This window comes from Acaryochloris sp. CCMEE 5410 (genome assembly GCF_000238775.2).
Taxonomy (GTDB): Bacteria; Cyanobacteriota; Cyanobacteriia; order Thermosynechococcales; family Thermosynechococcaceae; genus Acaryochloris.
In genome coordinates this window covers 2,278,686-2,302,884 of record NZ_AFEJ02000001.1, presented here as the reverse complement: position 1 = coordinate 2,302,884, position 24,199 = coordinate 2,278,686, and the positions used below count along the sequence as shown (strand labels likewise).

The window sequence follows — 24,199 nt, the reverse complement described above, 5'->3', positions numbered from 1 at the left end:
AATCCGTACTCATTCGTTGAACAAGAAAGTCTCTGACCAGAAAATTAGTGAATCTGATATTCGAGCAATCTACCATCAAGGAGAGGATGCAGTTGTTGAGCTGGTCACCCTTCTTATTAAACGGATAGAGCGACTAGAAGAGCATCTTGGCAAAGATAGTCGGAACAGTAGTAAACCACCCTCAAGCGATGGCTTTGGGAAGCGGACCAAAGTCTACGGGGTAAGAGTAAGCGTAAAAGTGGGGGTCAAAAAGGCCATCCCGGTAGTACCTTGGAATGGCGTGAAACCGTCGATGCCGTAGTGTTACATCCAGTCACTCAATGTCAAGGCTGTGGTGCCTCGTTAACAGAGGTCGCCGTCCTTGAGTATGAACTGCGCCAGGTTCATGAGCTGCCCTCCTTGTCATTACAGGTCATCGAGCATCAAGCAGAAGTCAAATATTGTGAGCACTGTCAAACCTTGAACCGGGGTAAATTCCCCAGCGATGTCACCAATGTGGTTCAGTATGGCAGTAATCTCAAAGGCTTGATGGTGTATTTGATGGAGGCTCAACTGTTGCCGTTTGAGCGCACCCGTGAACTGCTTAAAGACCTCTTGGGTTGTCAGGTTTCTGAAGGAACCCTGTGCAACACCCGTACAACCTGTGCCCAGCAATTAGAACCGATTGAAGCCCAGATCAAAGACGCTATTGAGCAAGCAGCTGTGGGACATTTTGACGAGACGGGGTTGCGAGTCAACAGCAAGTTGTGGTGGCTGCATGTCGCTTGTACGAGTGGATTAACCTACTACTTTGTCCATGCCAAACGCGGCACAGCAGCGATGGACGAAATGGATATTCTGCCAAACTTTACGGGCACGAGTATTCATGATGGTTGGAAGAGCTATGCCCGCTATGGTTGTACGCATAGCTTATGCAATGCCCATCATTTGCGCGAACTCCGATTTATTGTTGAACGCTACAAACAACCTTGGGCTGAGGAGATGATCTCACTGCTGCTAGATATCAAAGCTGAGGTAGAGCGGGCAAAAGCTGAACACTTAAGCGTTCTCGATGCGAGACAAGTCGAGGCGTTTGAGCAGCGGTATCGCCAAGTGTTAGCCGATGGATTCAAGCATAATCCAATGCCAACCGTCGATGAAAATGCACCCAAGAAACGAGGCAAGCAGAAGCAGAGTACACCCAAAAACTTGCTCGACCGACTTCGAAAGCACCAAGCTGCTGTCTTGGCGTTTATGTATGATTTTCAGGTGCCTTTTGATAACAATCAGGCTGAGCGCGATATCCGCATGATGAAGTTGAAGCAGAAGATATCGGGATGTTTTCGCTCCTTGGCAGGTGCCCAGCAGTTCTGCCGCATTCGCGGTTATATTTCAACTTTGAGAAAGCAAGATATCCCTGTACTGGATGCACTCAAAAGTATTTTTGCTGACAATCCTGTTAGACCAGTGCTTCAGCCTGGGCAGTAACAATAAATCTATTACAGTCTTGACGGGAAGCGGATCGCCATAAATTTCATCTCGGTGAGATGAAAGCCTAAAACAATGGTGTCAACCTAACGAGTCATTTTTAATCACTGAAATATCTCTAGAAAAACTCATATATTTCTCATAAAAACTCATTTAGTCTTCAGGCTACCCTTATTCAACTTCTTTTAACTATTTAAGAGTAGGTTTTGAACCGACCCATTGATTTCTGGAGTTCTATGTATGAAAGTCAAATATTTAGCATTACTGGCCTCTACCTCTATGTTGACCGTTGGGGTCGCCACAACAACTCTCCTTTCTCCCCCAACCCATGCTAATCCTTGCGCTGCTGCCGTAGATAATCCCTGTGCAGCCAAGAATCCTTGTGCCGCTAAAGATCCCTGTGCTGCCAAGAATCCTTGTGCCGCTAAAGATCCCTGTGCCGCTAAAGATCCCTGTGCCGCTAAAGACCCCTGTGCAGCTAAGAATCCCTGCGCTGCTAAAGACCCTTGTGCTGCTAAAAAATCTGGGAAGAGCTATTAATTAATTTGCAGCAATGAGGGTGCTACTCCCTTCCTGTCCCAAGATTACATATAATTGCTAGTTTGAAAGTATTGACTATGCAAGGTTTAGATTGGTTGGTCACCACTTATCATTCTTTCACTAGGATGGGAGTAGTCTCTTGCTTTTTACATTAGGTTGAACAGATAATATTCTGGATTGTTCAGACAAAAAAGGTGAAACTATTTGACTGCTATACTAATTTTTTTCTAATTCTAATCGTACTCAGATTATTCCTCGGACAAAATAGCTTCTAGATTTTGTAGAAAGTTATTGATTGATTGAAAGTTCTGATTAGATCGTTCAATCATATGACCATCTTTAAAGTAAATTAAATTAGTTTTTTCTATGGATTCATCTTCAAGATTACGATAATAACCAACTAATCCTGCTGTTAAACTCACTTTAGCTAACCAAGGGCCGAAATCATACCAAACGTTAAAAAATGAATCTTCATGGATGATTTGACGGGCTGCCAATCTATCTTCTGAAAATGAGCTACCAAAGCTTCCTGGTAGATAATCTTCAAATTCACTATGACCATCACGCAAAAAAGCATGCCAAGCAGGCACAACAACCATCGGTATGCCTGAAGGGAGAGTTGTGGTGTATGCAGACTCAGAAAAACAAGGATTTATTGATTTTGAAGAAAGATTGAATCCTTGTCCTTGAACTATATATGAAAGTGTGTTTTTCTCTTCGTTTGAAATATCTAGATTGATATGAAATAATAGGGCGAATTCATAAAAATCGCTCATCATATCTCCTTATTAAGTCTGTGCCTTACCCACAACTCCTGAAAGTATTGTGATGATTAGGGTTTGTGTTTAAGCGTAGAGTATAACCTACTCATTAGTGCGGATGTGCAGCGGCTGTAGCAAGAAGATATTTCTGACTCTATTTCCCAAGCGAATCAAAATTGGCCGGTGTTAGCCTCTAAACACGCACAAAGCAACCTATTTTATTAGTCGGGGTTGGAGAAATCTGAACAACCCTTTTTAGTTATGGGGTTTACGAAGTGAACTTTTTGCTCAAGATAGGGTTATTCAATCTAACCTGCTTCTACTAAAGCTTTCTCGACTTCAGGTAAGGCACCCTTCATTTTGCCTAGCCAGTCGATCAGGCTTTCCAATTGGCGGTCGGCTTTCATAACGCCAAGCCCTCGGACCGTTACCTTACCGGGGAAGTATACGAAACGCGATCGCAAATGTTTAACAAGTTTTCTGGCGTTTACACGAAGTCGGCACTGATTCTGAGAAAAGTAGATCAATTACTTATCTAACCTGAGTTCGGGATAAGGTCAGGTCAATTTTTTAACACTTGTTTTACAGAAAGAGCAAGGCACTCAAGGCAATATTTTGAGTGGATGCAGCGACGTGCTTTCTTCCAGCCAGAAGAGAAAGGTATTCATGAATTTCCTGAACACCGAGTTCTCGGGGTGGACGCATTTCGTGATACCGGAGAAAGTCTTTAGGGACTTGCCAAGAAATAAAGTACCTGCGAATCTAAGAAACAAGTCAATACATGATTGACCGATTGTTTTGAGGATATCTGATGCTAGATGCCCCTATAAAAGAGACGTTTCGAGATGCCGCCAAGAAACTGACAGGCCCACACAAGCGAGCATTCATGGCAAAAGTGGCTGAAGACTACCTGGACGGCTCTGCCCGCAAAGCTGAGCGTCATTTAGGTTGGAGACGTACCAGTGTTCAACTGGGCCTTGATGAACGACGGACTGGCATTAGATGCGTTGACAACTATCAAGCCCGAGGTCGTCAGCTTAGCGAAACGAAACTACCCCATTTAGCAACTGACATTCGGGATTTAGTTGATGGTGAAGCCCAAGCTGATCCGAAGTTCAAATCAACGTTGTACTACACCCGTATCAGTGCCAGGGCCGTGCGTGAGGCATTGATTGAGGAGAAAGGCTACAGCGATGAGGCATTACCAACCCGTCAAACCATCGGCAATCTATTGAATCGAATGGGTTATCGCTTAAAAAACCCAAAAGTTAAACCCCTGAAAAAACTGCCGCAAACCGATGCGATTTTCGCAAATGTCGCTCAAGCCAATTATGCTGCCGATGCGGCCCCCAACCTATTGCGCATCTCGATTGATAGCAAAGCCAAAGTTAAAATTGGCAACCTCTCTCGTGGCGGCAAAGCTCGTACCCTAGACGCGACAAAAGCCAATGACCATGATGACCATTGGGACGCTATTTTGGTACCCTTCGGGATTCTCGATGTGCTCGCAGGGCAACTGTCAATTTACTTTGGTCAGTCTGCTGAAACTACTGATTTTATTGTTGATTGTTTAGAGGCTTGGTGGCGCGAACATCACGATAACTATCCTCAGATAGAGGGATTAGAAATTAACCTTGATGGCGGCTCTGCAGTGCGCAGTAACCGCACACAATTTATCAAGCGTATGGTTGAGTTTGTCCAAATGACACGATTATCGGTTCATCTGATTTACTATCCGCCCTATCACAGCAAATACAATCCGATTGAGCGATGTTGGGCAGCCTTGGAACAATATTGGAATGGCACTATCCTCAACTCCATTGATACGGCTGTCCAGTGGGCATCGAATATGACCTGGAATGGATTGAAGCCTTTGGTTCATTTGATTGAGGGCACCTATGAAAAGAACATTACTGTGCCCTCAGATGAGCTAGAAGCCTACAAACAACAATGGCTATGTTCTGAAGCGTTACCCAAATGGGATATCAAGATTGTGCCCAATTGATGGGTACCTTATTTATTTGTAGATCCCTTAATGTAGTAGAGATAAAACTTTTCGGTCTTAGGGCTATAGCGCTTGAGCCGAAAGGTGGTGGGGATTTGATCAAAGAGTTTAGGCGAGTCGGACATGGATACAGGAAGCTTGAAAGCTTTATGGAGTAAGGCTTATCATTATTCAGATTCTCAAAAATGGCTTTCTAATTACAGCAAACTACTGGATAATGACCCTAAAGTCGGAGTTATACGGTACTTAGCGGATAATACCCTCCATACCGGAATTATCAGCCGCCATCCGTCTAATTAATAGTTCTGTGCCTCGGAGACCGCTTTCGGATTTCGATACCGTGCAAATTGATTCTGTCACAGCGCTCGATGAATGGATTCACCGAAACCATTTCTTACACGACGCGTCAGTGTCGTGTTTGGAGCCGCTTCCGGGCCGTAACGATGCAACCGATGTCCGGCTAACCCTCCAATTCCAGGTCGCTGGTAGCTACGCGGCCGGAGAACCACGGACATTGCGTACCATCGAGCTCGTGGCTCAAGACATTACGGAGTATGCTCTTGATGGGACATATCATCCTGAACATCTGGCCGAAGGCGCGAATTCCTATAACGCTGGACAGGGCATCGGATTCGAGATTGATATTCCGGGAGTTCTGCGAATCGTCGCTGAAAGTTTTGAGGTGACATCAGTAGTCGATGTCGATGAACCCGTTCCAGAATGGCTGAGTAATCGAGATTTCACAGTGATCTTGCCGAACGGAAGGCTGCCATCGCCAATAATGTGGCTCGAACTGTTGAATGACTCCGGGCGCAAAGTTACATGGCGGTACTACGCCAGTGATAAATGCTTACCTGACCAAGTTCCAGAAATGGAATACGAGGGATGGTTCATTCAGTACATTGACCGCCTTGAATCCCATACAGGAGGACTGCTCTTCGATATTTGCCGAAGCTACAAGGACGGTCATGTTCTCACCGTGGCCAAGAACGACCCCGACTGTGATGACCTTTGGCGTAAGGCTGGCGACTACCTGTCAACGGTTTGCTGCGGTACGGTTAGCAGTGGAAATGCAAAATTGTTACCAGATGCGTTCCGCGACCACTTGTTAAAGGCAACGTCAACTCAAGAATGTGGCACAAAACAAACGGATGAACCGGAGCCGGAATAGCGTCATACATTCATTTTGCTCATCAACGTCAGTTCTTGGCCCGGTTATCCTTGACGTCAGGCCCTGATCCTCTCGCCAGATTGTAACTAGTAACGTTATGGGTTACAATCGACCGATGATCATTAGCTTCAAACATCGAGGATTAAAGCAATTTTTTGAGTCAGGAAGCACCCGAGGCATTCAGACAAATCATGCTAAACGGATTCGGATCATTCTAGCTCGCCTCAATGCGGCAACGTCTCCAAAAGACATGAATTTGCCTGGTTTGGTGCTTCATGAATTAGTTGGTCAACGCAAAGGAACGTGGTCAGTGAGAATATCTGGAAACTGGCGGATTACCTTCACCTTCGATGGTGTTGATGCTTGTGATGTCGATCTTGAGGATTACCACTAATGAAAATGCATAATCCACCCCATCCTGGCGAAGTTCTCAAGGAACTTTGTATTGAGCCGTTAAATCTAACTGTGACTGAAACTGCTGATGCACTGGGGGTTAGTAGAAAGACTCTATCTGCAATCTTAAATGGTAGAGCAGGAATTAGTCCTGAAATGGCGATTCGATTAAGTAAAGCTTTTGATACGTCTCCTGAAAGTTGGTTGAACCAACAAATGCAATATGACCTGTGGCAAGCTGAGCAAGCAGTTGGTGATATAGAGATCAAACGTTTATCTGTTGCCTAACAAAGCGTTTCACCCCGCAACCGTTATGCTATGGATATCAGGCAATTAACCTCTTGCTCCAGGTGATAACCTTAGCTCTAACCTGCTTCCACTAAAGCTTTTTCGACTTCAGGCAAGGCCCCCTTCATTTTGCCTAGCCAGTCGATCAGGCTTTCCAATTGGCGGTCGGCTTTCATAACGCCAAGCCCTCGGACCGTTACCTTACCGGGGAAGTATACGAAACGCGATCGCAAATGTTCAGGTAGATTCTCCTTCAGTAACTTAAAGGCCGGTTCCTCCATCGGGGTTTCTAACATCACATGCTGTTTATCCTCTGGTTTAATCCGCGAGAAGCCTAGGGACTTTGCCAACTGCTTGAGTTCCATAATTCGCAATAGCTGTTGGGCTGAATCGGGAATCGGACCATAGCGATCGTTCCAGTCTACGGCGGTTTGGGTAAGGTCGGCTTTGGTCTCTGCTGAGGCCACGGCCCGATAGGCACTCATCTTTTGATCTAAATCGGTAATGTAATCGGCGGGAATAAAGGCGGTTAGGTTGAGGTCCACCTGGGCTTCGTCCACCTGGGGGATTTCTTGACCGCGAATTTCGTTGATGGACTCGTCCAGCATCTCCATATACAGGTCAAAACCGATGGCCTCCATTTGTCCCGACTGTTCTGCCCCCAGCAAATTACCGACGCCCCGAATTTCCATATCTCGAACGGCTAACTGATAGCCAGACCCGAGTTGACTAAACTCTTGCAGCGCCCGAAGTCGCTTGCGGGCTTTTTCCGTGAGGGAACTTTGATTGGGATAAAACAACCAGGCATGGGCTTGAATCCCCGCGCGCCCCACCCGACCTCGAAGCTGATAGAGCTGGGAGAGGCCAAACTTTTGGGCATCTTCAATCAAAATGGTATTTACGCGGGGAATATCCAGTCCCGATTCAATAATGGTGGTACAGACTAGGATCTCCGCGTCGCCGTTACTAAAGGTGAGCATGGTCGCCTCCAACTCCCCCTCCACCATCTGACCGTGGGCAATGGCAATCCGGGCACTGGGCACCATTTCCCGCAGCTTACCCGCCACTTCTTCGATGCCTTCCACGCGAGGCACCACATAAAAGATCTGGCCGCCTCGGTCTAGCTCCTGGCGCACGGCACTGCGAATTGATTCTGGATCGTAGGGAGACAGATGGGTTTTAATCGGACGACGAGAGGGGGGTGGAGTGGTAATCAGGCTCATTTCTCGCACCCCAGACAGGGCCATATATAGGGTCCGAGGGATGGGAGTAGCGCTAAGGGTGAGCACATCCACTTGGGTTTTTAGAGTTTTGATTTTCTCCTTTTGATTCACCCCAAACCGCTGTTCTTCGTCAATCACCAGCAGGCCTAAATCCCGGAAGTTGACGCTTTTCCCCAGTAGTTGATGGGTGCCGACGACAATATCTAACTCTCCGGTTTTTAATCGATTTTGAATATCTTTGCGTTCTTCGGCACTGCGGAAGCGATTAAGGAGACCAATTTGAATCGGGTAGGGAGCAAACCGTTCTTTAAGAGTGTGGTAGTGCTGCTGGGTGAGAATGGTGGTCGGTGCGAGGAAGGCCACCTGTTTACCTGCGGTAACAGCTTTAAAGACCGCACGGGTGGCTACTTCAGTTTTGCCAAAGCCAACATCCCCACACACCAGCCGATCCATAGGGCGAGGGTTTTCCATATCCCGCTTTACATCTTGGGCAGCTTTCAGTTGATCGGCAGTGGGCTGATAGGGGAAGGAGTCTTCCATTTCTTCTTGCCAGGGCTGATCGAGAGGAAAGGTAAAGCCCTCCTGCTGAGCCCGCTGGGCATAGAGCTTCAGCAGATCCACCGCCAGTTTTTTAATGGATTTGCGAACCTTATTTTTGGTCTTCTCCCAAGCTTTCCCAGACATTTTGTTGAGCTGGGGCCGACCTTCTCCCGTGGTCCGAAATCGAGACAGAGAGCCCAACTGATCGGCAGCAACTCGTAAGGTGCCATCGGCGTATTGCAATACCAAATATTCACGGGTTTCATGGTTGAGGGTAAGACTCTCTAGCTTAAGAAACTTACCAACCCCATGATTGCGGTGGACGACAAAATCACCCGGTTGGAGCTTATTTGGATCGACCTGTTTAGAGGCTGCCCGCCGTCGTTTACGAATATAGGTGGGCGTCGCCAGGGTATGCTGACCGAAAAACTCGCGGTCCGTAATTACCACCGTACGGAAGGTGGGCAGGACAAAGCCTTCGAGTTCAGCTAACCCAGAATATTTGAGAGCAACGGGGGTGTGCTGCTCTTGCAGTTTATCGATGGCGAGGAAATCTTTGGGATTCGGGACAAACTGGGCAGGGCAGTCATGCTCCTGCAACAGGGCCACGGAGCGGGACGGTTGAGCCGAGATCAGCCAGATACTGAATTTGCGATCGCGTTCTTCTCGAATGGTCTCCGCTAACTTGCCAAACTGGTGGGGTACTGCAGGCACAGTTCGACTGGACAGATTTAGTCCCCCTTTGTCCTCCGCCAACTCCGACAGAAAGACCCGCTCAAAGACTTCAATTTGATCCAGTGCCGCTTCAAAATCTTGGTGCAGCTTGGGCAGTGGAGCCTCCGGTAAACTTATGGACTCCCACTGTTCATGGGCATGTTCTACCCAGCGGTTACTATGGGGCCGACATTGCATAGGTTCATCAACGACTACCAGCGTATTGTCCGGCAGATAATCTAATAGAGAAGCAGGCGTTTCAAAGGCCATCCCCAGAAACCGCTGACTGCCTTCTAAAGTCCCGGTTTCTAAAAGTGCCAGTTCTTCTTCTGTTAAGTAGGCTTTGACTTGGACCTGTTGGGCCTCACTCAGAGACGCTAAGGTAATCGGGGCAAAGCTAGTCGGCGTCAGCGTCAGCTTTTCACTACTATCCAAAGACCGCTGACTAGTGGGGTCAAACTCTCGCATTTTATCCAGCTCATCCCCAAACCACTCCAACCGAATGGGCAGCTCGGAAGCCACGGGAAAAATATCGACAATGTCCCCACGCCGACTCCACTGGCCTTCGGTTTCCACTAGGGAGACCCGCTCATATCCGAGTCGTGCGAGCTTATCGCTCAGGGTTTTTAGGTCTAGCTCAATCCCCGCTTCCAAGCTCAGGCAATAGGGTTCAAAGATCTGCACGGGGGGTAAGTGGGGTTGCAAGGCCCGTTCTGTGGTCACAATCGCTAAGGGTGCAGCCTCTGGATTGGCGTTGAGCTTTAGGGTTTCAGCCAAGACCTGTAACTGCCCCCAGATCATCTCCGACTCTCGATCTAAGGATTCATAGGGGGAGGCTTCGGAAGTGGGGTAGAAATAAACCGTCTGCCAGCCCATGGCTTCGAGCTGAGTGGCCCAGCGTCCGGCTTCTTCTAGGGTGGCGGTGACCACAAATAAATGCTGCTGTCGCTGTTGAGCGAGGGCAGAGGCGACCAGTCCCTTCGGTAAACGGGGCACACCACATAACTCTAAGAATTGCTGCTCTTTCAACTTCAGCAGCAATTCTTCCGATAGGCGAGAACGCCCCAATGCTTGCACGATTGCAGAAAAACTCATGATTGCTTATTTCCCTGCTGCGGTCATCGGCAACAGGCACCCTTTTTTCAACGCTTTACCACACCATAGGATAACAAGGTCAGAGCAGGCTGTGCTTGATGATTTGTCGTGGTGCTAGGATCTTATGACTAACTTTAGGGTGCGTCAGTTAGGATCAACCACTCAAGTCTCAAGTATTTATGGAATGACCACTTAATAGCAATCAAGCCAAGAATTTGTTGCTACCAAGATAGGAATTGATATGTTGCCCACTCTAGCTACACCATTTCCTAAAACAACCTTAGAAGAGGTGATGGGCTGTCTTGCTTACCAAGGATCTCCGAAAACTCTAGAAGAGATGGAAGCTGCGATTCAGCAGGGTGTGGAGGCATCCTGGTATGGTGACAGCTGATACGAATGTTCTGATCCGCTTGCTGATCCGAGATAGATGAAAGGCAATTTGAGAAAAGTGTCGCCCTCTTTCGAGAGCAAACGATTTTTATCCCTAACACCGTGGTGTTAGAAACAGAATGGGTCTTGCGGTATACCTAACAGTTCACCCCCAACCAAATAATCCAAGGACTTCAATCTCTGTTTGGGCTTGCAAATGTTCATCTTAGTAATGCAAGTTTGCTGGATCAGGCGTTGCAATGGTATGAACAAGGCTCAGATCTGCATTTACCTTCTAGCCAACAATGCTCTCATCTATGGACCTTTGATAAACAATTTGCGAAGCGCAGTCAGGGCTTATCCTCTTGTGAAGTGAATGTTTTGTAGGGCATGCATTAATCAACTGAGTGCTTATAGATGTTGCTCCCTCGACAATTGATCAGTTGAGAAACTTTGGATGAAGCTGGTTTGAGCCTGGGTAGACTTAGCTTAAGTTGCATCTCCTCAATTAACAGATCATGTCACTATTTTCAATTATTGAAAAAACAGATAATCTAATTCGATTAAATATTCAACGCCATTCTGAAGCTAGAAAAAAAATATTAATTTATCTATTTGTCTTGTTAGTAGCTTTAATGGGATTTTTGATAATTGGTTCATCTTTATATGAAATAATTTATGAGAAAAAGACTGCTTGCTTATTGTCTATGCCCATAGGAATAGCTTTTACCTTTTATTCAAAAACTATCTTTTCTAGCTTTAATAAAAATAGTAATACTGATGTGGTTTTCACCTTTGATAAAAATGAGAAAAAAATATGGGTTCAAGAATTGGCCTCGAAATCTATAGAAGATCCAAGTTTGGTTGGCAGTTTTTCAGAAATCGTATCTATTCATGTTATTGAAGGGAGCCTTTCTGATAATGATTTCCTTAATCTAGATAATTCTTTCTCGGTGAAATTTGAAAGAAATAATGGCAGCCTTATTCAGTTATATAACTCTTCCGTTAACAAATCTGCTACTCAAGTAGAAAAAGAATCCTATATTAACGAGTTTAACAGAGTTAGAGAAGAGGTTGCGATCATTCAAAGTTTTTTATCTGCAAGCTAAATTTTTTAACTATAGCTAGGAAACATATGTGATGGACAACTTTGATAAATTATTTCTATTGATGGGTGCTATCAGCCTTCCCTTTCTTATTATTCAGGTATTGAGGGGTAATTTGGTGGTTGCTAGAGCGAAAAAAGGCCAAGCACCTAAATTTGTAGAAAAGTTTCCGGTATCAACCGGACAATATTCTGACTGCAAAGAAGCAAAAATAAAAGTAACCCATTTTATTGATGACTTATTAGAGGATAACGATTCAAATCTAGTTCTGACTGAGAATGAAGTGAATGCTCTCTCTTCTAGTGGAGTTCAACTGAACACTTGTGAACCTGGAACATACATAACTTATAAAATTAAAGACGGCAAGATTCTAAAATATACACTTAAATGGCCAGTTTATAATGCTTTTGATCTATATAGTTTAGAGAAAAGAGAAATAAAATTTAGAGAATTTCAGCATACCCTTTATGAAGAAGTAAACTTAATTGAATTTAATGAACGAGAATTGAAGACTGATCCTAAACCAGCCTATGAGCTAGCAGATTCTCCATTCTTAAATTTCATTCTTAATTCAGTTAGTATTGATGCCCACAATAGCCCTATGGCTTCTAATACTGTAAAAAAACAGAAAAATTCCTATATTGCAAATAAAATCCAATCTATACAGATCAGTAGCAAAGGATTAGTTCTATCAACACTTACATTATGAATTTACAGCATAAGAATCATAATCGAGTCGGTACTATTCAAGTTTGTTCTATATGATCAAATTCAAATGATTTTTATGTAAGCAATAGAACTCTCATACATATTTGCGTGGTTTTAGGCAATTATTGTACCTTCAGAAAGTGAAGCTCCCATCATGAATATCACTGTTGATGAAATCCAACGAGATCCACTTAAGTACTTACAGCAAGTAGAAGCAGGAGAAACGATTGTGATTACTCGTTGGAATCAACCCATTGCTGAGCTTAAACCAATTAGTAACCAAGAATTGCGACCCTTTGGTTTATGTGCAGGTGAGTTTACCGTCCCTGATGATTTTGACGCTCCTTTGCCAGAAGATCTTTATTGAAACGACTATAGAGACCAGGAAATGGGCTCAATGCTGTTTTTCTGCAAATACGCATTGGCTTTAGAAAAATGCTGGTTGCCAAAGAACCCCCGATGGGCGGATAGAGGGGATGGGTGAGGCGAGGTCAGCACTAGATGTCGTCTGCGATCAATAATTTTTCCTTTTTGCTGGGCATAGCTACCCCACAGCAGAAATACGAGATGTTCGCGTTGCTGGTTTAAGGCACTGATAATGGCATCGGTAAATTGCTCCCAGCCTTTGCCCCGATGCGAAGCAGCTTTATGCTGTTCCACGGTGAGGACACTGTTGAGTAGTAACACACCTTGGTCTGCCCAACTTTGCAGGCAGCCGTGTCTAGGGGGTTTAATGCCCAGGTCCTGTTCAATTTCTTTGAAAATATTAACCAGAGAAGGGGGTGGCGCAACGCCTTCTGGAACAGAAAAGCATAAACCATGAGCCTGCCTGGGACCGTGATAAGGGTCTTGGCCAAGAATCACGACTTTGACTCGGTCAAAGGGGGTGCTGTCCATGGCATTGAACATTAGTGAGCCACGGGGATAAATCGTTTTGCCAGCCGCCTTCTCCGCCTTGAGAAACTGTTTCAACTCCTGCATATAGGGCGTGGCAAAGACATCCTCCAGCACTACTTTCCAGCTGGGTTCAAGTTTAATCGTGCTGCTAGGAGTGGGGGTGGCTTCTGTGGTCATGGGAGAAACTACGATTTTACAGAGAAACGTTGGGGAAGACAGGTTTGCCTGGGCTTATCGTCAAGTTGAACACTTCATCTGAGTCATGAGCAACTATATGCAACTTAAAGCCTCAGAACCAACCTTACCCTGAGTAGCTATCTCTTTATTTCTCAACTTAAGTTTCTGAGATTTTAGGTTTCTCCAAGATGGCCAGTGCAATACCTCCCAGAATGGCACAGGAAGCGACCATGAGGCGCAGGGTTAGATTTTCACCGAGAAAAAGAATCCCTCCTGTAGCGGCAATGACGGGAACACTAAGTTGGACTGTTGCTGCAGACGTTGCCGTCAAATCTTTTAAGGCCGTGTACCAAATGGTATATCCCAGGCCTGAAGTGACGGCACCCGCAGCGACTGCGTATAGATAGCCTGCCAAGGTTAACGACGTTTCGGAAATCATCGATAGACTCAGTCCCACAGTAAATGGGACTGCTCTTAAAAAGTTGCCAGCCGTCATTCCCATAGGGTTGCTAGCTGATTTACCGCGTAAGGAATAAATCCCCCAGGCAATGCCCGCAGCGATCATCAGGGCAGAACTTTGGAACGGGGGAGCCGAGAGACCCGGTAATAGAAACCCCACTAGACCCACCAGCGCCATCATAAAACCAGCAATTTGCTGCTTGCTTAAGCGTTCTCCAGTCCAAAATCCGTACCCGATCATGGTGATCTGTACTGCCCCAAAAAGCAGTAACGCCCCCGTACCGGCAGCTAGCTGGATATAAGCAAACGAAAAGCCTGATGCATAGATAAAAAGTGTTAAAGCAGAGGGCCAACTGCCTTCTGCTTTAAGGCTTCTACCCTTTATTTGTGTGATCAATCCCAGGATAATCGCACCGGAGATGAGCCGAATTGATGTAAAGGTTGCTGCATCAATGGGCGTTTCTCTGAGCGCTAACCGACATAGGATAGAATTCCCAGCAAAAGCAAGCATGGCCAATACCGTCAGGGTCAAACCCCGTGGATGAAACATCCTATCAGTCCTCAACAACCAATTTTTGAAAACACTACGTCATTACAATCTTATAGATGCTTCCCCATTAGATTGATGAGTAACGAATTGAGATACTGCTGCGGTAGATGCTAATTCTGGAAGCCAGCAGTGATGAAGAAGCACTTGTCCAACCTTGTCATTTACTGAATGACTCGAAAAGTGAGGTTAATTCTTGGATCAACGGGGCGTTTAGTTTTGGGTACCTGATGTTGCCAGAAATGCTGGGTGGGGCCTTGCATCAGCAGCAAGCTACCGTTAGTCAGATTGAGTTCTACCTTGGGTATTGATTTATTCCCTTTATGCCTTAGTAAAAAGCGACGGCAGCCTCCCAAGCTCACAGAACCAATGACCGGATTAAGTCCCAATTCAGGTTCATCATCGCTATGCCAGCCCATGCTGTCTTGACCATGACGGTAGAAATTCAACAACACACTATTGAATTCCACCTCAGCAACCGTCTCAATGGCTAACTTGATCTGGCGTAACGTCGGTGTCCAGGGTAATGGCTCCATGGAGATACCGGAATAACGATAGGTTTTGCCTAGATCGCCATACCAGGCCGTTAGTCGGGGCAACAGGTGATGACGTCCAAAGATGGTTGCTGAATCTTGTCGCCAAGCAATTTCTGCTTCAAGGGCAGCAAACATCTGCTCACAGTCTGCAGCGTTAAACAGACAGGGGTAAAACAATACCTCTGCATCAGGCATTTGTATCGGTTGGACCTGATGATCAGAGGTGAATAGAGAAAGCTGCTGGGTTGGGGGATGGGGGTTGTGCATTTCGTTCAGCACCCTAATCTCTGCATTCATGATCTTAGGGTGCCTGAACTCGCATTTACGATTTGGGAACGACGATCTTAAATTCGTACCCTTCGAATTTATTGATGCTGTTAGTAAATTGAGCCGTGGCAAAATTAGGGCCTACCCAAGTCACAATTTTCTTTTCAATTTTCTCGGGCTCGACCTCGCCATACTTTTCAGCAAAAGCTAAAGCAACTTTGTCATAGGGATGGTCTTTTTTGATAGACGGGTCAAACAGCAGTGAAACACTGTATAAAGTACGCTTTCCTTCAGGATCTTTTTTGTCTTTGAGAAAGCTGAATTTATACTTATCAACACCTGGAACACCCTTGGCTGGGACTTCGCTAAACCCAAACTTAGAAATCTTTTCCGCTCCAGGTAAGATCTTGCCCACTTCTTCAGGACTCATCCCTCGCTTGAAATCATATTCCGAGAGGGTTTTGGGGAGCCATCCGTCATCTTCAGTGCCAATAATAGCTGCCAGGTCAACTTTCCCTGAACTCGCGGAAGAGGCTAGGGTTTCGGTACCAGAATTGGAGTTGTCGGCCGTTTCATCCGTCGTAGCGCTGGGATCTGCAACTGAGCGATCTAGGGAGTCTGTGGACGCGTCTGAGGCCGATGATTCAGCAGGGGTAGATGCTGGTGACTCCGTGTCTGAAGGGGCTTCTGTACTGCTGCAGCTCATCAATAACCCCAGACTAAGGGGGAGTAAGGCTAAAGCAATCGATTTTCGTTTAGGAGTCTGAGTCAAGCGATGCATGATGTACCGTTCAATCCTACGGTTCTAATTCTGGCAATCTTGAGGCAATTTGCCAAATCAAGACGAGTAGTTTACCGATGGCTAAATAGGCTGGTATTCTCATACCTAATAGGACTGCCCTTTGCGAATTCTAGAAGGTAGACAACGTATGGATAGCACTGCTATTTCTGTGGTTGAGTGGGTGATTAATCTGGTGCGAGCATATGCGATCGCAGGTTTGATCTTCGCGCTTCTGTTCGTCACCTTCTTAGTCAAGCGGGTCGATTCAGGTGCTCAAGGTTGGGCCATTGGTTTCCGAATTCTGATTATTCCGGGAGTCGTTACATTTTGGCCGATGTTTGCGGTTCGCTTGTTGCGCGGCAAAGGCCATCCTACCGAAAAGAACGCTCATCGACTAGCTGCTAAGCAAAGTGCAGGAGCCTCATAATGGTCATTTCTCGCCGGCAGGTTCACCTCTATTCCTTTGTGATTCTGGCGATTGTGCTGCCCCTCTGTTTTATTGCGGGTTTAGTCTGGCGTCCAACCTTCGCTCCAGTGGACGCCTCAGCGGACGCCTTATTTCAAAAGGCAGGATTTGCACCCTCCTTCACCTGGGAGAATCAGGAGGTGTGGCGTAAACCAACTCTTCTTAAACAAGACCAAATTCAGCTTCGGGCTGAAAAGGTATTTGCCAAAGCAGGAGGCGATCCCTTTCTCAATCTTCAGCCCCAGTCTGATCTCCAACTACCAGATGTACTAGTTTACTGGCAGCAGGGGGACACTCCACCCGAAGCCCTCAGCGAGACATCGATTTTATTAGGGGCATTGTCTGGTGCATCGAATCGTCAATTTTTGATTCCAGCAGCTATGCAGGGGCAACCAGGGCATCTGCTTCTATTTAGTCAGGCCACTAAAGAAATCATCTCTGCGTTTCCCCTAGATCCTGATTTGACCCAATCTGAACGCTAATCCATTCTGAGAGGAAGTTATCTGTGGGCGTTGCATATAAAGCGGTTCAGTGGAATCGGCAAAAGTTTGTTTACGACATTATTTTGCTGACCACGGTCGTTTTCTATCTCTTTTTCTTTGAGGGTATTAGCCTTCACTTTAGTAGTGATCTAGATATTAAAGGGATTTGGATTAGGGCCTTTGGCTCTGCCGCCTTTATCCTCCTTCATGTCATTCTGTCTATTGGCCCCCTCAGCCGCCTGAGCCCCAAGTTTTTGCCCCTCCTCTACAATCGGCGGCATATGGGCGTCACCATGTTTATTCTGGCTCTACTCCATGCTCGGGATGCTTTGGCCTGGTATCACGACTTTGGCAACCTAGAACCTATTGTTAGCTTGTTTGTCAGCAATACTCACTATGCTGATTTTATCCGTTTTCCCTTTGAAGCCCTGGGGGGTGTGGCCCTGGTTATCTTGTTCTTGATGGCGGCGACCAGTCATGATTTTTGGCTCACTAACCTAACCGCGCCCGTATGGAAAGCCCTACATATGGGAGTCTACTTAGCCTATGGCTTATTAGTGGGGCATGTGGTGTTAGGGGCCTTAGAAACCAATACTCATCCCTTACTCACCCTGGCTGTTGGCGTTGGCTTTGTGTGGATTGTGGGGATTCACCTGATCACTGCCCTGCGAGAAGCGCAAAAAGATGGCGCACCGCTGTTTGGACCCCCGGCCCAGCCCAAAGTGGATGCGGATGGCTTTGTCCATGTTGGCAGTGTGCAAGACATTCCTGAGAATCGCGCCAAAATTGCGGTCGTTGCTGGGGAGCGGGTGGCCATCTTTAAATATGAAGGCAAAATCTCGGCTATTTCCAATGTGTGCCAGCATCAAAATGGCCCGTTAGGAGAAGGTAAGATTGTCGATGGCTGTATCACATGTCCTTGGCACGGCTATCAATATTTGCCAGAGAGCGGAATTTCTCCACCACCCTTTACGGAAAAAATCCCTACGTTTAATGTCAAACTCCAGGGCGATCAGATTCTAGTCAGCGCCAAACCTAATCTTCCTGGAACCCCTGTTGTCCCTGCTGTTATTGGCCAAGTGTAGCGATGAGTCGCCTCGATTCCCACGATGAATTTTTTATTGGCTATCTAGGGGTGCCGCCCCAATTAAAACGATTTTTGTTGGGGTTGATTCCCGTCCTAGTGTTAGGTGCATTAGCCTTTGCCTTTATTCTGCCCCCCTTACATTTCGATCACTTCAATTTGGGTAAACGGACCAAAGTCCCTGAATTTGAAGGACTGCTGGTGGGGGAACCCTCTCCCCACCTCTTGGTGCCTAGAACGGGAGACGTGGGTACTGTGAGTGATTTTTCCCTCTATCTCTTATCAGGAACAGGCAAAACCTCCCCTAAACCCAAGGTGTTGGAGCATGTGGATAAATGGGTGAAACTGAAAGGCACCCCCTTCCACCGCAACCACTTAACGGTGATTGCCACCAAATCAGCGGAACCGATCGACCGTCCGACCTCGGGACCGACCCAACCTGCGGAAGGGAGTTCTCTTGGTGAGTTTTCCCTAAAAGGAGAAATCGTAGATGGTAAATGCTATCCCGGCGTGATGAAACCTGGACGGACGAAAACTCATCGCTCTTGTGCTATCCGCTGCATCGCCGGGGGAGTACCTCCCGTGTTTGTGGTCCATAATTCGGTGGGGGATAAGCTCTATTTTCTGCTGTCGGATCTGGATGGAAAAGCAGTTAATGACAAGGTTTTAGACAGGGTGGCCGATCCTGTACAAATTACGGGAGAAGTGGTTCAATATGCGGATGCTTTTGTTCTGAAAGCGGATCCAGCCACCTATCAACTGTTGTAGATGCCCCCACTGTCCTTCTCGGCGATTAATCCCAAACTTGCGTTAGTGATCTCCAGAGCCTTGGCGGCGTTGCGGCCTTCTCTGATTGCTTTTTTGGTTGCCAATGCCATGTTGCTGAGTGGCGGCACCCAAACGCCCATCTCTTTTTGTAATGTCTTATTTGTGGGCAATTTATGCGCAGCCCTAGCCGTAGGGACCTGGTTTGGCTGGCGCTCTTTGATCCAAGATTGGCGGAGCCTGGATCGACGCATTCAGGTGGGACTGTTTTTGAACGGTGGTTTAGCTGCCCTCCTTTCTTCTTTGATTTTTGTGGGATTGGCCGATACGTCCGTGACGAATGCGGTGTTGTTGGGACGTCTTGGCCCTGTCATCTATGCCTTGGTGGGCACCCTGATTTTAGGCCGTAAAATCAAGCGATTTGAATGGATTGGGTTTTCCTTGATTATTGCGGGGGTATTGGCGATTGTGCTCAAGACCAGCAATTTTGAGATTAATCAGGGCGATCTATTGATTCTGCTCTCGGCTTTGGTCTATGCGGCCAGCTCCACCTTGGGGAAGCTGATGCTGTCTCAGCAGACGAATCTGCGCATTGTGGTGTTTAGCCGTAATCTTATTTCGGCCATTATCTTCTTTGTTATTGCTAATTTGGTGTTTGGCCCAGGGCATTTTATGGATGTGCTGGCAGGGCAACTGTGGATAGTGATGGTGGTCTATGCCCTGATCATTATTGTCTTGGCCCAATTTCTTTGGTATTCAGCCCTAGAGCAGTTGAATGCGCAAACGGTAGGGAAATGGACGGCGTTGTCTCCAGTATTTGGGGTGACCTATGCCTTTGTGCTGAATGGTGAGCGGCCTTCCCTGGCTCAAGTTTTAGCGTTTCTGGTGATTATGGCGGGGATTTGTATAACGAGCTTTAATCGGCAGTCTTCTCGACCAATGGAAACCAATGAGATGGCCGATGGGGCTGAAAGCTGTATGTCTACGTCTTAGCCTAAGGCTATCCCCACAGGGAGGTTGCCCCAGGGCTTAGGGCTGCTGCAGTCGAGCGATCTGCATAGGATAGCTATCTTTGATCTTCTTCAACGGAAATTGCACAAAGGGAGCTGTACCCTGCACCTGCCATTCAAACTGGCGAAGCAGATGGCTGCCGAAAATCTTGGCGATGGTCATGGCTAACTGCGCACCTAAACAAGCATGAACCCCGCCGCCAAAGGGAATGTAAGCATATTTGTCTCGGGCGTTGGCATTCTCCAGAAATCGGCTGGGCTGGAAGGCATCTGGTTGAGGAAAATGCTCGGGCAGGATATGGGCAATGCGTGGCTCTGCAATTAACGTCCATCCTTTTTTATAGAGCACACCGTCTAACACCACAGATTCAGTCAGGCGGCGGTTTGCGGTGGAAGAGGGAGGAAGGGTGCGGAGGGTTTCTTGAAGGGTGGCGTCTAGAAAAGAGGCCGTTTTAAGTTGCTCGCTTGTAAGGGGTTGTGCTGATTGCGCTTGTATCGTGGCCTGTTCCCTACGGAGGTGGGCAAAATGCTCAGGATGACGACCTAGTTGGTATATCCAGGATGAGACCAATCCACTGATTTCATAGTGGGAAGCCCACAACTGTAATAAACATTGATTTTCGATCAAGGTGCTGCTAAAGACGCTCTCTGGATCCGTTTGCTGACTCACCAACATCATGGACAAGAAGTCGGCAGTGGGATCTAGATTGGCCTCCGATTGGCGTCGATGGATAACGGCCTGCATAAATTTGATCAGGCGGGTACGGGCTTGTAGACCTCGGCCAAAGGCCGTAAAGGAGGAACGCCAGGGTAAGAGGCCGTAAAATCCATCAAAAAAGGTTTTGTAGACTTGTTTGAGTTCCGCTTTGGATGGAATGGGTAGCCCCTGAAAGTACCCATCGTCTAACTCAACACCCAGCAAGAGGGGAACCAAGACATCAAAGCAGATCTGCTCTACGGCTGGGAATAGTGCAATTTCACCTTGGGTAGGCCATGTTTGAAGGCGTTGAATAATCACGTCATTGATTTTGGGTATATAGTCCTGGATCGCTTGTCCAGCTAAGCCCGCCCGGAGTGCACTCTTCCGTTGTCGATGCAGGTCGGGGCGCTGAAACAAACTATATTCCCCAAACATGGTCATGGTGGTTTGGGGCAGACCAATTTCGGTATAGCGGAGGTCACCATTGAGGGCCATTTGTACTGCCCGTGATGAGCCGACAAAAATAGTGGTGCCGCCAAACACGCTCGTCCTAAAAATAGGACCGTGCTCTTTCAGATTGTGGCGGCAAAACTGATCGGGGTTAGCAATGTAAGCGAAGGTATCCGTCCACTTCGGTTGACGAGGAGGAAGCTGGGTTCCAGTTGGGGGAGTTTGCTCGGTCTCTAGCACCAACACGTCACTCATTTGTCACATCCTCAGGCATCATCACTAATCCACCTATTTATTGTGACGGTTTATTTGACGGTAGGAGACTGCCGTGAAATTTAGGGGGCAGTCCTTGATTCAGAACGTGAGGTTAGGGAAGCAGTTGAAGCGAGTCGATCATGCCTTTGTCGTATCCTGGTGCGATCGCATCCACAAACCTAACAAGCGCAAACAAACAGTAGGTGTCCAAATTTTGATATAGTTTGCTGATTTAGGCGTTAACTAGCAATCTTTAGCTTCTAAGCAGTACAGAAGCATCGGTGAGTCAATCGGACTAATGATCCGATTCTTCTCCTCTATTAACCGTTGGATAAGAATTTGAGAACGACCGGATCAGCAACCCATTATCCATTCAACCGTTTGATCCAAATTAGGGATTGGATAGTCTGACTGGTAATTTTCAGCCCAAAGCGATCGCGCTTTACATAATCAAAACGGATATTGTATTTATTGAGCTATAAGTTTTTCTTTTGAATCAGATTTGATATTACTTCGTTCGTTCGAGGGAAAAACCGAGTATTAACGTATTTTTTAGGATAGACTTAAGTATATACAGATTTGTATCTTGATAGACTCTAATCTATTTAGAGTCCCTACAGAACGGCATCACCTTTCAACAGGATTTAGAGAATGGCCATCTCTAAAACGCCGATAGGTTTTTGAGTAACACCTGTGCTGTAGGGAGGATGAAGCGCTTCATCCCAACTTTCTTCAACCTTTAATAGCTCACTAATCACAATTGTCACTCCTCATAAGAGGAGGAAGAAGGAGGTATTTTAAAGTGGAATTTTTGACCAATTTTATGACGCTCTTCCTTTCGAAGTTGCAGTCGCCAACCCTTGGCTTTCTGATCGGAGGTATGGTCGTTGCCGCTGTCCATAGCCGCCTACAAATTCCCGACGCGATCTACAAGTTCATCGTCTTTATGCTGCTGATCAAAGTCGGTCTGAGCGGTGGGATTGCCATTCGCAATGCCAATCTAGCGGAAATGCTGTTGCCTGCAGTGTTCGCCATGATAGTGGGGATCCTGATCGTGTTTATCGGGCGCTATACCTTAGCGAAGATGCCAAACGTCAAAACCGTTGACGCCATTGCCACCGCAGGTTTGTTCGGTGCCGTCAGTGGCTCTACCCTCGCCGCCGCCCTGACGTTACTGGAAACAGAAGGTATCACCTATGAACCCTGGGCCGCCGCCCTCTATCCTTTTATGGATATCCCAGCTTTAGTGACGGCGATCGTCTTGGCGAGTGTTTATCTCAGCAAGCAGCGTGATTTCGCAGATGAGCCCCTCAGCAAGCAGGAGTATCTCGGTAGCCAGGGCGGTACCGCTGTCGAGTATCGTCGTAAGCAACGCAGCACCGCCCGCAAGCGGGTTAAGATATGGCCCATCATTAAGGATAGCCTTCAAGGCTCTGCCCTATCAGCCCTTCTGCTCGGTCTTGTTCTGGGTATACTCACACGGCCAGAAAGTGTGTATGAGAGTTTCTTTAACCCCCTCTTTCGCGGCCTACTTTCGATCCTAATGTTGGTTATGGGGATGGAGGCAACGGCCAGAATTAGCGAGCTGCGTAAGGTAGGCCAGTGGTATGCCCTATATGCCTTTGTGGGGCCGCTTGTCCATGGGTTGATTGCTTTTGGACTCGGCTGGATTGCCCATATCATCACAGGATTTAGCCCCGGTGGCTGCGTGATTCTAGCCGTTATCGCGTCTTCCAGTTCAGATATCTCAGGGCCGCCCACGTTACGAGCGGGTATCCCGTCAGCGAATCCTTCCGCTTATATCGGTTCGTCCACTGCCGTCGGCACACCGGTGGCACTGGCTTTAGGAATCCCCCTCTACATCGGACTTGCCCAAGCGTTGATGGGGGGTAGCTGATTTCAGACAGGACCGAGGGCTCAATGGGGCGTCTCGGTGAATAGGATACTACCGTCTCTCTAAGCTTATCGATCGTTCAATGAATACATATATCAGGAGGTAACCGATATGGCCAAGCCAGCTAAGAAGCTCGTTATCGTCACGGAAAAATTGTTACTGAAAAAGATCGCTCAGATTATTGATGAAGCTGGTGCGACTGGTTATACAGTGGTTGACGCCGGTGGTAAAGGCAGTCGCAATGTGCGCTCGTCGGGACAACCCAGCGTCTCGGACACCTTCTCGAATATAAAAATCGAGGTGCTGACCGAAACGCGGGAGATGGCCATCCAGATTTCGGATGAGGTAGCAGCACAGTTTTTTGATGATTATTCTGGCATCGCCTATCTATGTGATGCGGAGGTATTGAGCGCCCACCAGTTCTGTGGGCCAGACGGGTGTTGAATCAAGACGACGCAGCTTCAAACAGTAAAAGCCGGCTGTTTGGGGCTGCATCCCCTCAAGATATGGATGCTAGTGAAGTATTCATGGGCCGAGGCCGATAGCCAAGGAGCGATTGAATCCCTTACTCCACACTGATCCGTGGGCTGATGATGGTTCACCCTGATTGCCTCTCTAGCCTCCTTCTCACAGACAACAATGGTGACAAGCATGAGCAAAGTTAAACATTCGCTGCAAGATTGCGATCGCAGTTGGTCTATCCATATCTATAACGGTCGCCACTTGATGGGCTCCCTTTACCCGTCCCATGCGTGGATCTTTTTACTGGGTGCAACCCTGAGCGGACTCCTTATTTTTGCCAGTTCTCAAGTGTCCAACTGTACGGCCCAACCTTCAAGGCCTGACTCCTCCAATTCCTCACCAACCCCAAGTCCTTCTCCAACCCCACAGCCTTCTCAAGTTACTCCCCCTTTCCAAGTGGATTAGTACTCAAACTCTCGATAAATACTTTGTTCTTTAGGGATTAAGAAGGGCTGATGGAGCAAAGGCTCAGGCTTCAGATAATCACGTCATAGCCTGCCAAGAGCAGACTGATGGCCATGCGGGAA

At 47.1% G+C, this 24,199-nt stretch carries 26 protein-coding genes and 1 pseudogene; 19 read left to right on the top strand and 8 right to left on the bottom strand.

Annotated elements, in window-relative coordinates; translation table 11 throughout:
* Positions 1 to 43: 43 nt before the first annotated feature.
* Together tnpC and ON05_RS10365 are read left to right on the top strand one after the other, a co-directional pair.
* Positions 44 to 1,467 (top strand): annotated as a pseudogene (gene tnpC, locus ON05_RS10370) (IS66 family transposase).
* 240 nt (positions 1,468 to 1,707) lie between these two features.
* A complete protein-coding gene (locus ON05_RS10365) occupies positions 1,708 to 2,007 on the top strand; it encodes a hypothetical protein (protein ID WP_010482452.1) in 300 nt (99 codons plus the stop codon).
* Positions 2,008 to 2,255: 248 nt separating this feature from the next.
* Here ON05_RS10365 and ON05_RS10360 read toward each other — a convergent pair whose 3' ends face one another.
* Positions 2,256 to 2,786, bottom strand: coding sequence for a hypothetical protein (locus tag ON05_RS10360; RefSeq protein WP_262561544.1), 531 nt, complete (start codon positions 2,784 to 2,786; stop codon positions 2,256 to 2,258).
* Between the two features lie 564 nt (positions 2,787 to 3,350).
* The gene (locus tag ON05_RS38475) at positions 3,351 to 3,473 is read right to left on the bottom strand and encodes a phage integrase N-terminal SAM-like domain-containing protein (protein WP_085945280.1); all 123 of its coding nucleotides are present in this window, start codon (positions 3,471 to 3,473) and stop codon (positions 3,351 to 3,353) included.
* 106 nt (positions 3,474 to 3,579) lie between these two features.
* On the opposite strand from ON05_RS38475, the gene ON05_RS10350 reads away from it, so the two are divergent.
* From ON05_RS10350 to ON05_RS10335, 4 genes are all read left to right on the top strand, one after another.
* Positions 3,580 to 4,773 carry an ISAzo13 family transposase gene (locus ON05_RS10350; RefSeq protein WP_262561543.1) on the top strand — a complete coding sequence of 398 codons (1,194 nt, stop codon included), beginning with the start codon at positions 3,580 to 3,582 and terminating at the stop codon, positions 4,771 to 4,773.
* A 682-nt stretch (positions 4,774 to 5,455) separates the two neighbouring features.
* Positions 5,456 to 5,944, top strand: coding sequence for a hypothetical protein (locus tag ON05_RS10345; protein WP_262561541.1), 489 nt, complete (start codon positions 5,456 to 5,458; stop codon positions 5,942 to 5,944).
* A 115-nt stretch (positions 5,945 to 6,059) separates the two neighbouring features.
* On the top strand, positions 6,060 to 6,338 hold the full coding sequence (locus ON05_RS10340; RefSeq protein WP_010472736.1) for a type II toxin-antitoxin system RelE/ParE family toxin: 279 nt from the start codon (positions 6,060 to 6,062) through the stop codon (positions 6,336 to 6,338).
* The gene (locus tag ON05_RS10335) at positions 6,338 to 6,625 is read left to right on the top strand and encodes a HigA family addiction module antitoxin (RefSeq protein WP_010472738.1); all 288 of its coding nucleotides are present in this window, start codon (positions 6,338 to 6,340) and stop codon (positions 6,623 to 6,625) included. The genes ON05_RS10340 and ON05_RS10335 overlap by 1 nt, the downstream gene beginning before the upstream one ends.
* A 77-nt stretch (positions 6,626 to 6,702) precedes the next feature.
* Here ON05_RS10335 and mfd read toward each other — a convergent pair whose 3' ends face one another.
* On the bottom strand, positions 6,703 to 10,197 hold the full coding sequence (gene mfd, locus ON05_RS10330) for a transcription-repair coupling factor (RefSeq protein ID WP_010472741.1): 3,495 nt from the start codon (positions 10,195 to 10,197) through the stop codon (positions 6,703 to 6,705).
* 241 nt (positions 10,198 to 10,438) lie between these two features.
* Between mfd and ON05_RS10325 the strand changes: the two genes are divergently transcribed.
* The 4 genes from ON05_RS10325 to ON05_RS10310 all read left to right on the top strand — a co-directional run bounded on the left by ON05_RS10325 (position 10,439) and on the right by ON05_RS10310 (position 12,747).
* Positions 10,439 to 10,588, top strand: coding sequence for a hypothetical protein (locus ON05_RS10325; RefSeq protein ID WP_010472743.1), 150 nt, complete (start codon positions 10,439 to 10,441; stop codon positions 10,586 to 10,588).
* 496 nt (positions 10,589 to 11,084) lie between these two features.
* Positions 11,085 to 11,675, top strand: a complete 591-nt coding sequence (locus ON05_RS10320; protein ID WP_010472746.1) for a hypothetical protein — start codon at positions 11,085 to 11,087, stop codon at positions 11,673 to 11,675.
* A gap of 31 nt (positions 11,676 to 11,706) precedes the next feature.
* Positions 11,707 to 12,381 carry a hypothetical protein gene (locus tag ON05_RS10315; protein WP_010472748.1) on the top strand — a complete coding sequence of 225 codons (675 nt, stop codon included), beginning with the start codon at positions 11,707 to 11,709 and terminating at the stop codon, positions 12,379 to 12,381.
* A gap of 150 nt (positions 12,382 to 12,531) precedes the next feature.
* Positions 12,532 to 12,747: a type II toxin-antitoxin system Phd/YefM family antitoxin gene (locus ON05_RS10310; RefSeq protein WP_029315161.1), complete on the top strand. Its 216-nt coding sequence runs from the start codon at positions 12,532 to 12,534 to the stop codon at positions 12,745 to 12,747.
* Between the two features lie 5 nt (positions 12,748 to 12,752).
* Here ON05_RS10310 and ung read toward each other — a convergent pair whose 3' ends face one another.
* From ung to ON05_RS10290, 4 genes are all read right to left on the bottom strand, one after another.
* The gene (gene ung, locus ON05_RS10305) at positions 12,753 to 13,454 is read right to left on the bottom strand and encodes a uracil-DNA glycosylase (RefSeq protein ID WP_010472752.1); all 702 of its coding nucleotides are present in this window, start codon (positions 13,452 to 13,454) and stop codon (positions 12,753 to 12,755) included.
* Between the two features lie 157 nt (positions 13,455 to 13,611).
* Entirely contained in the window at positions 13,612 to 14,463 is an 852-nt protein-coding gene (locus ON05_RS10300; protein ID WP_010472754.1) for a DMT family transporter, read from the bottom strand.
* Positions 14,464 to 14,624: 161 nt separating this feature from the next.
* On the bottom strand, positions 14,625 to 15,191 hold the full coding sequence (locus ON05_RS10295; protein ID WP_175307208.1) for an alpha-ketoglutarate-dependent dioxygenase AlkB: 567 nt from the start codon (positions 15,189 to 15,191) through the stop codon (positions 14,625 to 14,627).
* A gap of 127 nt (positions 15,192 to 15,318) precedes the next feature.
* Positions 15,319 to 16,044 carry a hypothetical protein gene (locus ON05_RS10290; protein ID WP_010472757.1) on the bottom strand — a complete coding sequence of 242 codons (726 nt, stop codon included), beginning with the start codon at positions 16,042 to 16,044 and terminating at the stop codon, positions 15,319 to 15,321.
* 148 nt (positions 16,045 to 16,192) lie between these two features.
* Between ON05_RS10290 and ON05_RS10285 the strand changes: the two genes are divergently transcribed.
* From ON05_RS10285 to ON05_RS10265, 5 genes are read left to right on the top strand one after another with little or no spacing between them, the layout of a single operon-like run.
* Positions 16,193 to 16,471 (top strand): hypothetical protein, encoded by a 279-nt coding sequence (locus ON05_RS10285; protein ID WP_010472760.1) that lies wholly within the window; start codon positions 16,193 to 16,195, stop codon positions 16,469 to 16,471.
* Entirely contained in the window at positions 16,471 to 16,992 is a 522-nt protein-coding gene (locus ON05_RS10280) for a hypothetical protein (RefSeq protein ID WP_010472762.1), read from the top strand. Before ON05_RS10285 ends, ON05_RS10280 begins: the two co-directional genes overlap by 1 nt.
* A 23-nt stretch (positions 16,993 to 17,015) precedes the next feature.
* Entirely contained in the window at positions 17,016 to 18,077 is a 1,062-nt protein-coding gene (locus ON05_RS10275; protein WP_010472764.1) for a Rieske 2Fe-2S domain-containing protein, read from the top strand.
* Positions 18,078 to 18,079: 2 nt separating this feature from the next.
* A complete protein-coding gene (locus tag ON05_RS10270; RefSeq protein ID WP_010472767.1) occupies positions 18,080 to 18,844 on the top strand; it encodes a hypothetical protein in 765 nt (254 codons plus the stop codon).
* The gene (locus ON05_RS10265) at positions 18,845 to 19,834 is read left to right on the top strand and encodes a DMT family transporter (RefSeq protein ID WP_010472769.1); all 990 of its coding nucleotides are present in this window, start codon (positions 18,845 to 18,847) and stop codon (positions 19,832 to 19,834) included. It abuts the gene before it with no gap.
* A gap of 36 nt (positions 19,835 to 19,870) precedes the next feature.
* Here ON05_RS10265 and ON05_RS10260 read toward each other — a convergent pair whose 3' ends face one another.
* A complete protein-coding gene (locus ON05_RS10260) occupies positions 19,871 to 21,256 on the bottom strand; it encodes a cytochrome P450 (protein WP_010472772.1) in 1,386 nt (461 codons plus the stop codon).
* A gap of 73 nt (positions 21,257 to 21,329) precedes the next feature.
* On the opposite strand from ON05_RS10260, the gene ON05_RS10255 reads away from it, so the two are divergent.
* From ON05_RS10255 to ON05_RS10240, 4 genes are all read left to right on the top strand, one after another.
* A complete protein-coding gene (locus ON05_RS10255; protein WP_175307207.1) occupies positions 21,330 to 21,479 on the top strand; it encodes a hypothetical protein in 150 nt (49 codons plus the stop codon).
* A 579-nt stretch (positions 21,480 to 22,058) separates the two neighbouring features.
* Positions 22,059 to 23,153 carry a sodium-dependent bicarbonate transport family permease gene (locus tag ON05_RS10250; protein WP_010472773.1) on the top strand — a complete coding sequence of 365 codons (1,095 nt, stop codon included), beginning with the start codon at positions 22,059 to 22,061 and terminating at the stop codon, positions 23,151 to 23,153.
* Between the two features lie 108 nt (positions 23,154 to 23,261).
* On the top strand, positions 23,262 to 23,594 hold the full coding sequence (locus ON05_RS10245; protein ID WP_010472775.1) for a P-II family nitrogen regulator: 333 nt from the start codon (positions 23,262 to 23,264) through the stop codon (positions 23,592 to 23,594).
* A gap of 207 nt (positions 23,595 to 23,801) precedes the next feature.
* Positions 23,802 to 24,077 (top strand): hypothetical protein, encoded by a 276-nt coding sequence (locus ON05_RS10240; RefSeq protein ID WP_010472777.1) that lies wholly within the window; start codon positions 23,802 to 23,804, stop codon positions 24,075 to 24,077.
* Positions 24,078 to 24,199: the final 122 nt, after the last annotated feature.

Excerpts from the sequence above, each read along its gene's own strand:
- ON05_RS10365 (WP_010482452.1), top strand. The coding sequence starts at position 1,708 with ATGAAAGTCAAATATTTAGCATTACTGGCCTCTACCTCTATGTTGACC.
- ON05_RS10360 (WP_262561544.1), bottom strand. The coding sequence starts at position 2,786 with ATGATGAGCGATTTTTATGAATTCGCCCTATTATTTCATATCAATCTA.
- ON05_RS38475 (WP_085945280.1), bottom strand. The coding sequence starts at position 3,473 with ATGCGTCCACCCCGAGAACTCGGTGTTCAGGAAATTCATGAATACCTT.
- ON05_RS10350 (WP_262561543.1), top strand. The coding sequence starts at position 3,580 with ATGCTAGATGCCCCTATAAAAGAGACGTTTCGAGATGCCGCCAAGAAA.
- ON05_RS10340 (WP_010472736.1), top strand. The coding sequence starts at position 6,060 with ATGATCATTAGCTTCAAACATCGAGGATTAAAGCAATTTTTTGAGTCA.
- ON05_RS10335 (WP_010472738.1), top strand. The coding sequence starts at position 6,338 with ATGAAAATGCATAATCCACCCCATCCTGGCGAAGTTCTCAAGGAACTT.
- mfd (WP_010472741.1), bottom strand. The coding sequence starts at position 10,197 with ATGAGTTTTTCTGCAATCGTGCAAGCATTGGGGCGTTCTCGCCTATCG.
- ON05_RS10325 (WP_010472743.1), top strand. The coding sequence starts at position 10,439 with ATGTTGCCCACTCTAGCTACACCATTTCCTAAAACAACCTTAGAAGAG.
- ON05_RS10320 (WP_010472746.1), top strand. The coding sequence starts at position 11,085 with ATGTCACTATTTTCAATTATTGAAAAAACAGATAATCTAATTCGATTA.
- ON05_RS10315 (WP_010472748.1), top strand. The coding sequence starts at position 11,707 with ATGGACAACTTTGATAAATTATTTCTATTGATGGGTGCTATCAGCCTT.
- ung (WP_010472752.1), bottom strand. The coding sequence starts at position 13,454 with ATGACCACAGAAGCCACCCCCACTCCTAGCAGCACGATTAAACTTGAA.
- ON05_RS10300 (WP_010472754.1), bottom strand. The coding sequence starts at position 14,463 with ATGTTTCATCCACGGGGTTTGACCCTGACGGTATTGGCCATGCTTGCT.
- ON05_RS10295 (WP_175307208.1), bottom strand. The coding sequence starts at position 15,191 with ATGCCTGATGCAGAGGTATTGTTTTACCCCTGTCTGTTTAACGCTGCA.
- ON05_RS10290 (WP_010472757.1), bottom strand. The coding sequence starts at position 16,044 with ATGCATCGCTTGACTCAGACTCCTAAACGAAAATCGATTGCTTTAGCC.
- ON05_RS10285 (WP_010472760.1), top strand. The coding sequence starts at position 16,193 with ATGGATAGCACTGCTATTTCTGTGGTTGAGTGGGTGATTAATCTGGTG.
- ON05_RS10280 (WP_010472762.1), top strand. The coding sequence starts at position 16,471 with ATGGTCATTTCTCGCCGGCAGGTTCACCTCTATTCCTTTGTGATTCTG.
- ON05_RS10270 (WP_010472767.1), top strand. The coding sequence starts at position 18,080 with ATGAGTCGCCTCGATTCCCACGATGAATTTTTTATTGGCTATCTAGGG.
- ON05_RS10265 (WP_010472769.1), top strand. The coding sequence starts at position 18,845 with ATGCCCCCACTGTCCTTCTCGGCGATTAATCCCAAACTTGCGTTAGTG.
- ON05_RS10260 (WP_010472772.1), bottom strand. The coding sequence starts at position 21,256 with ATGAGTGACGTGTTGGTGCTAGAGACCGAGCAAACTCCCCCAACTGGA.
- ON05_RS10245 (WP_010472775.1), top strand. The coding sequence starts at position 23,262 with ATGGCCAAGCCAGCTAAGAAGCTCGTTATCGTCACGGAAAAATTGTTA.
- ON05_RS10240 (WP_010472777.1), top strand. The coding sequence starts at position 23,802 with ATGAGCAAAGTTAAACATTCGCTGCAAGATTGCGATCGCAGTTGGTCT.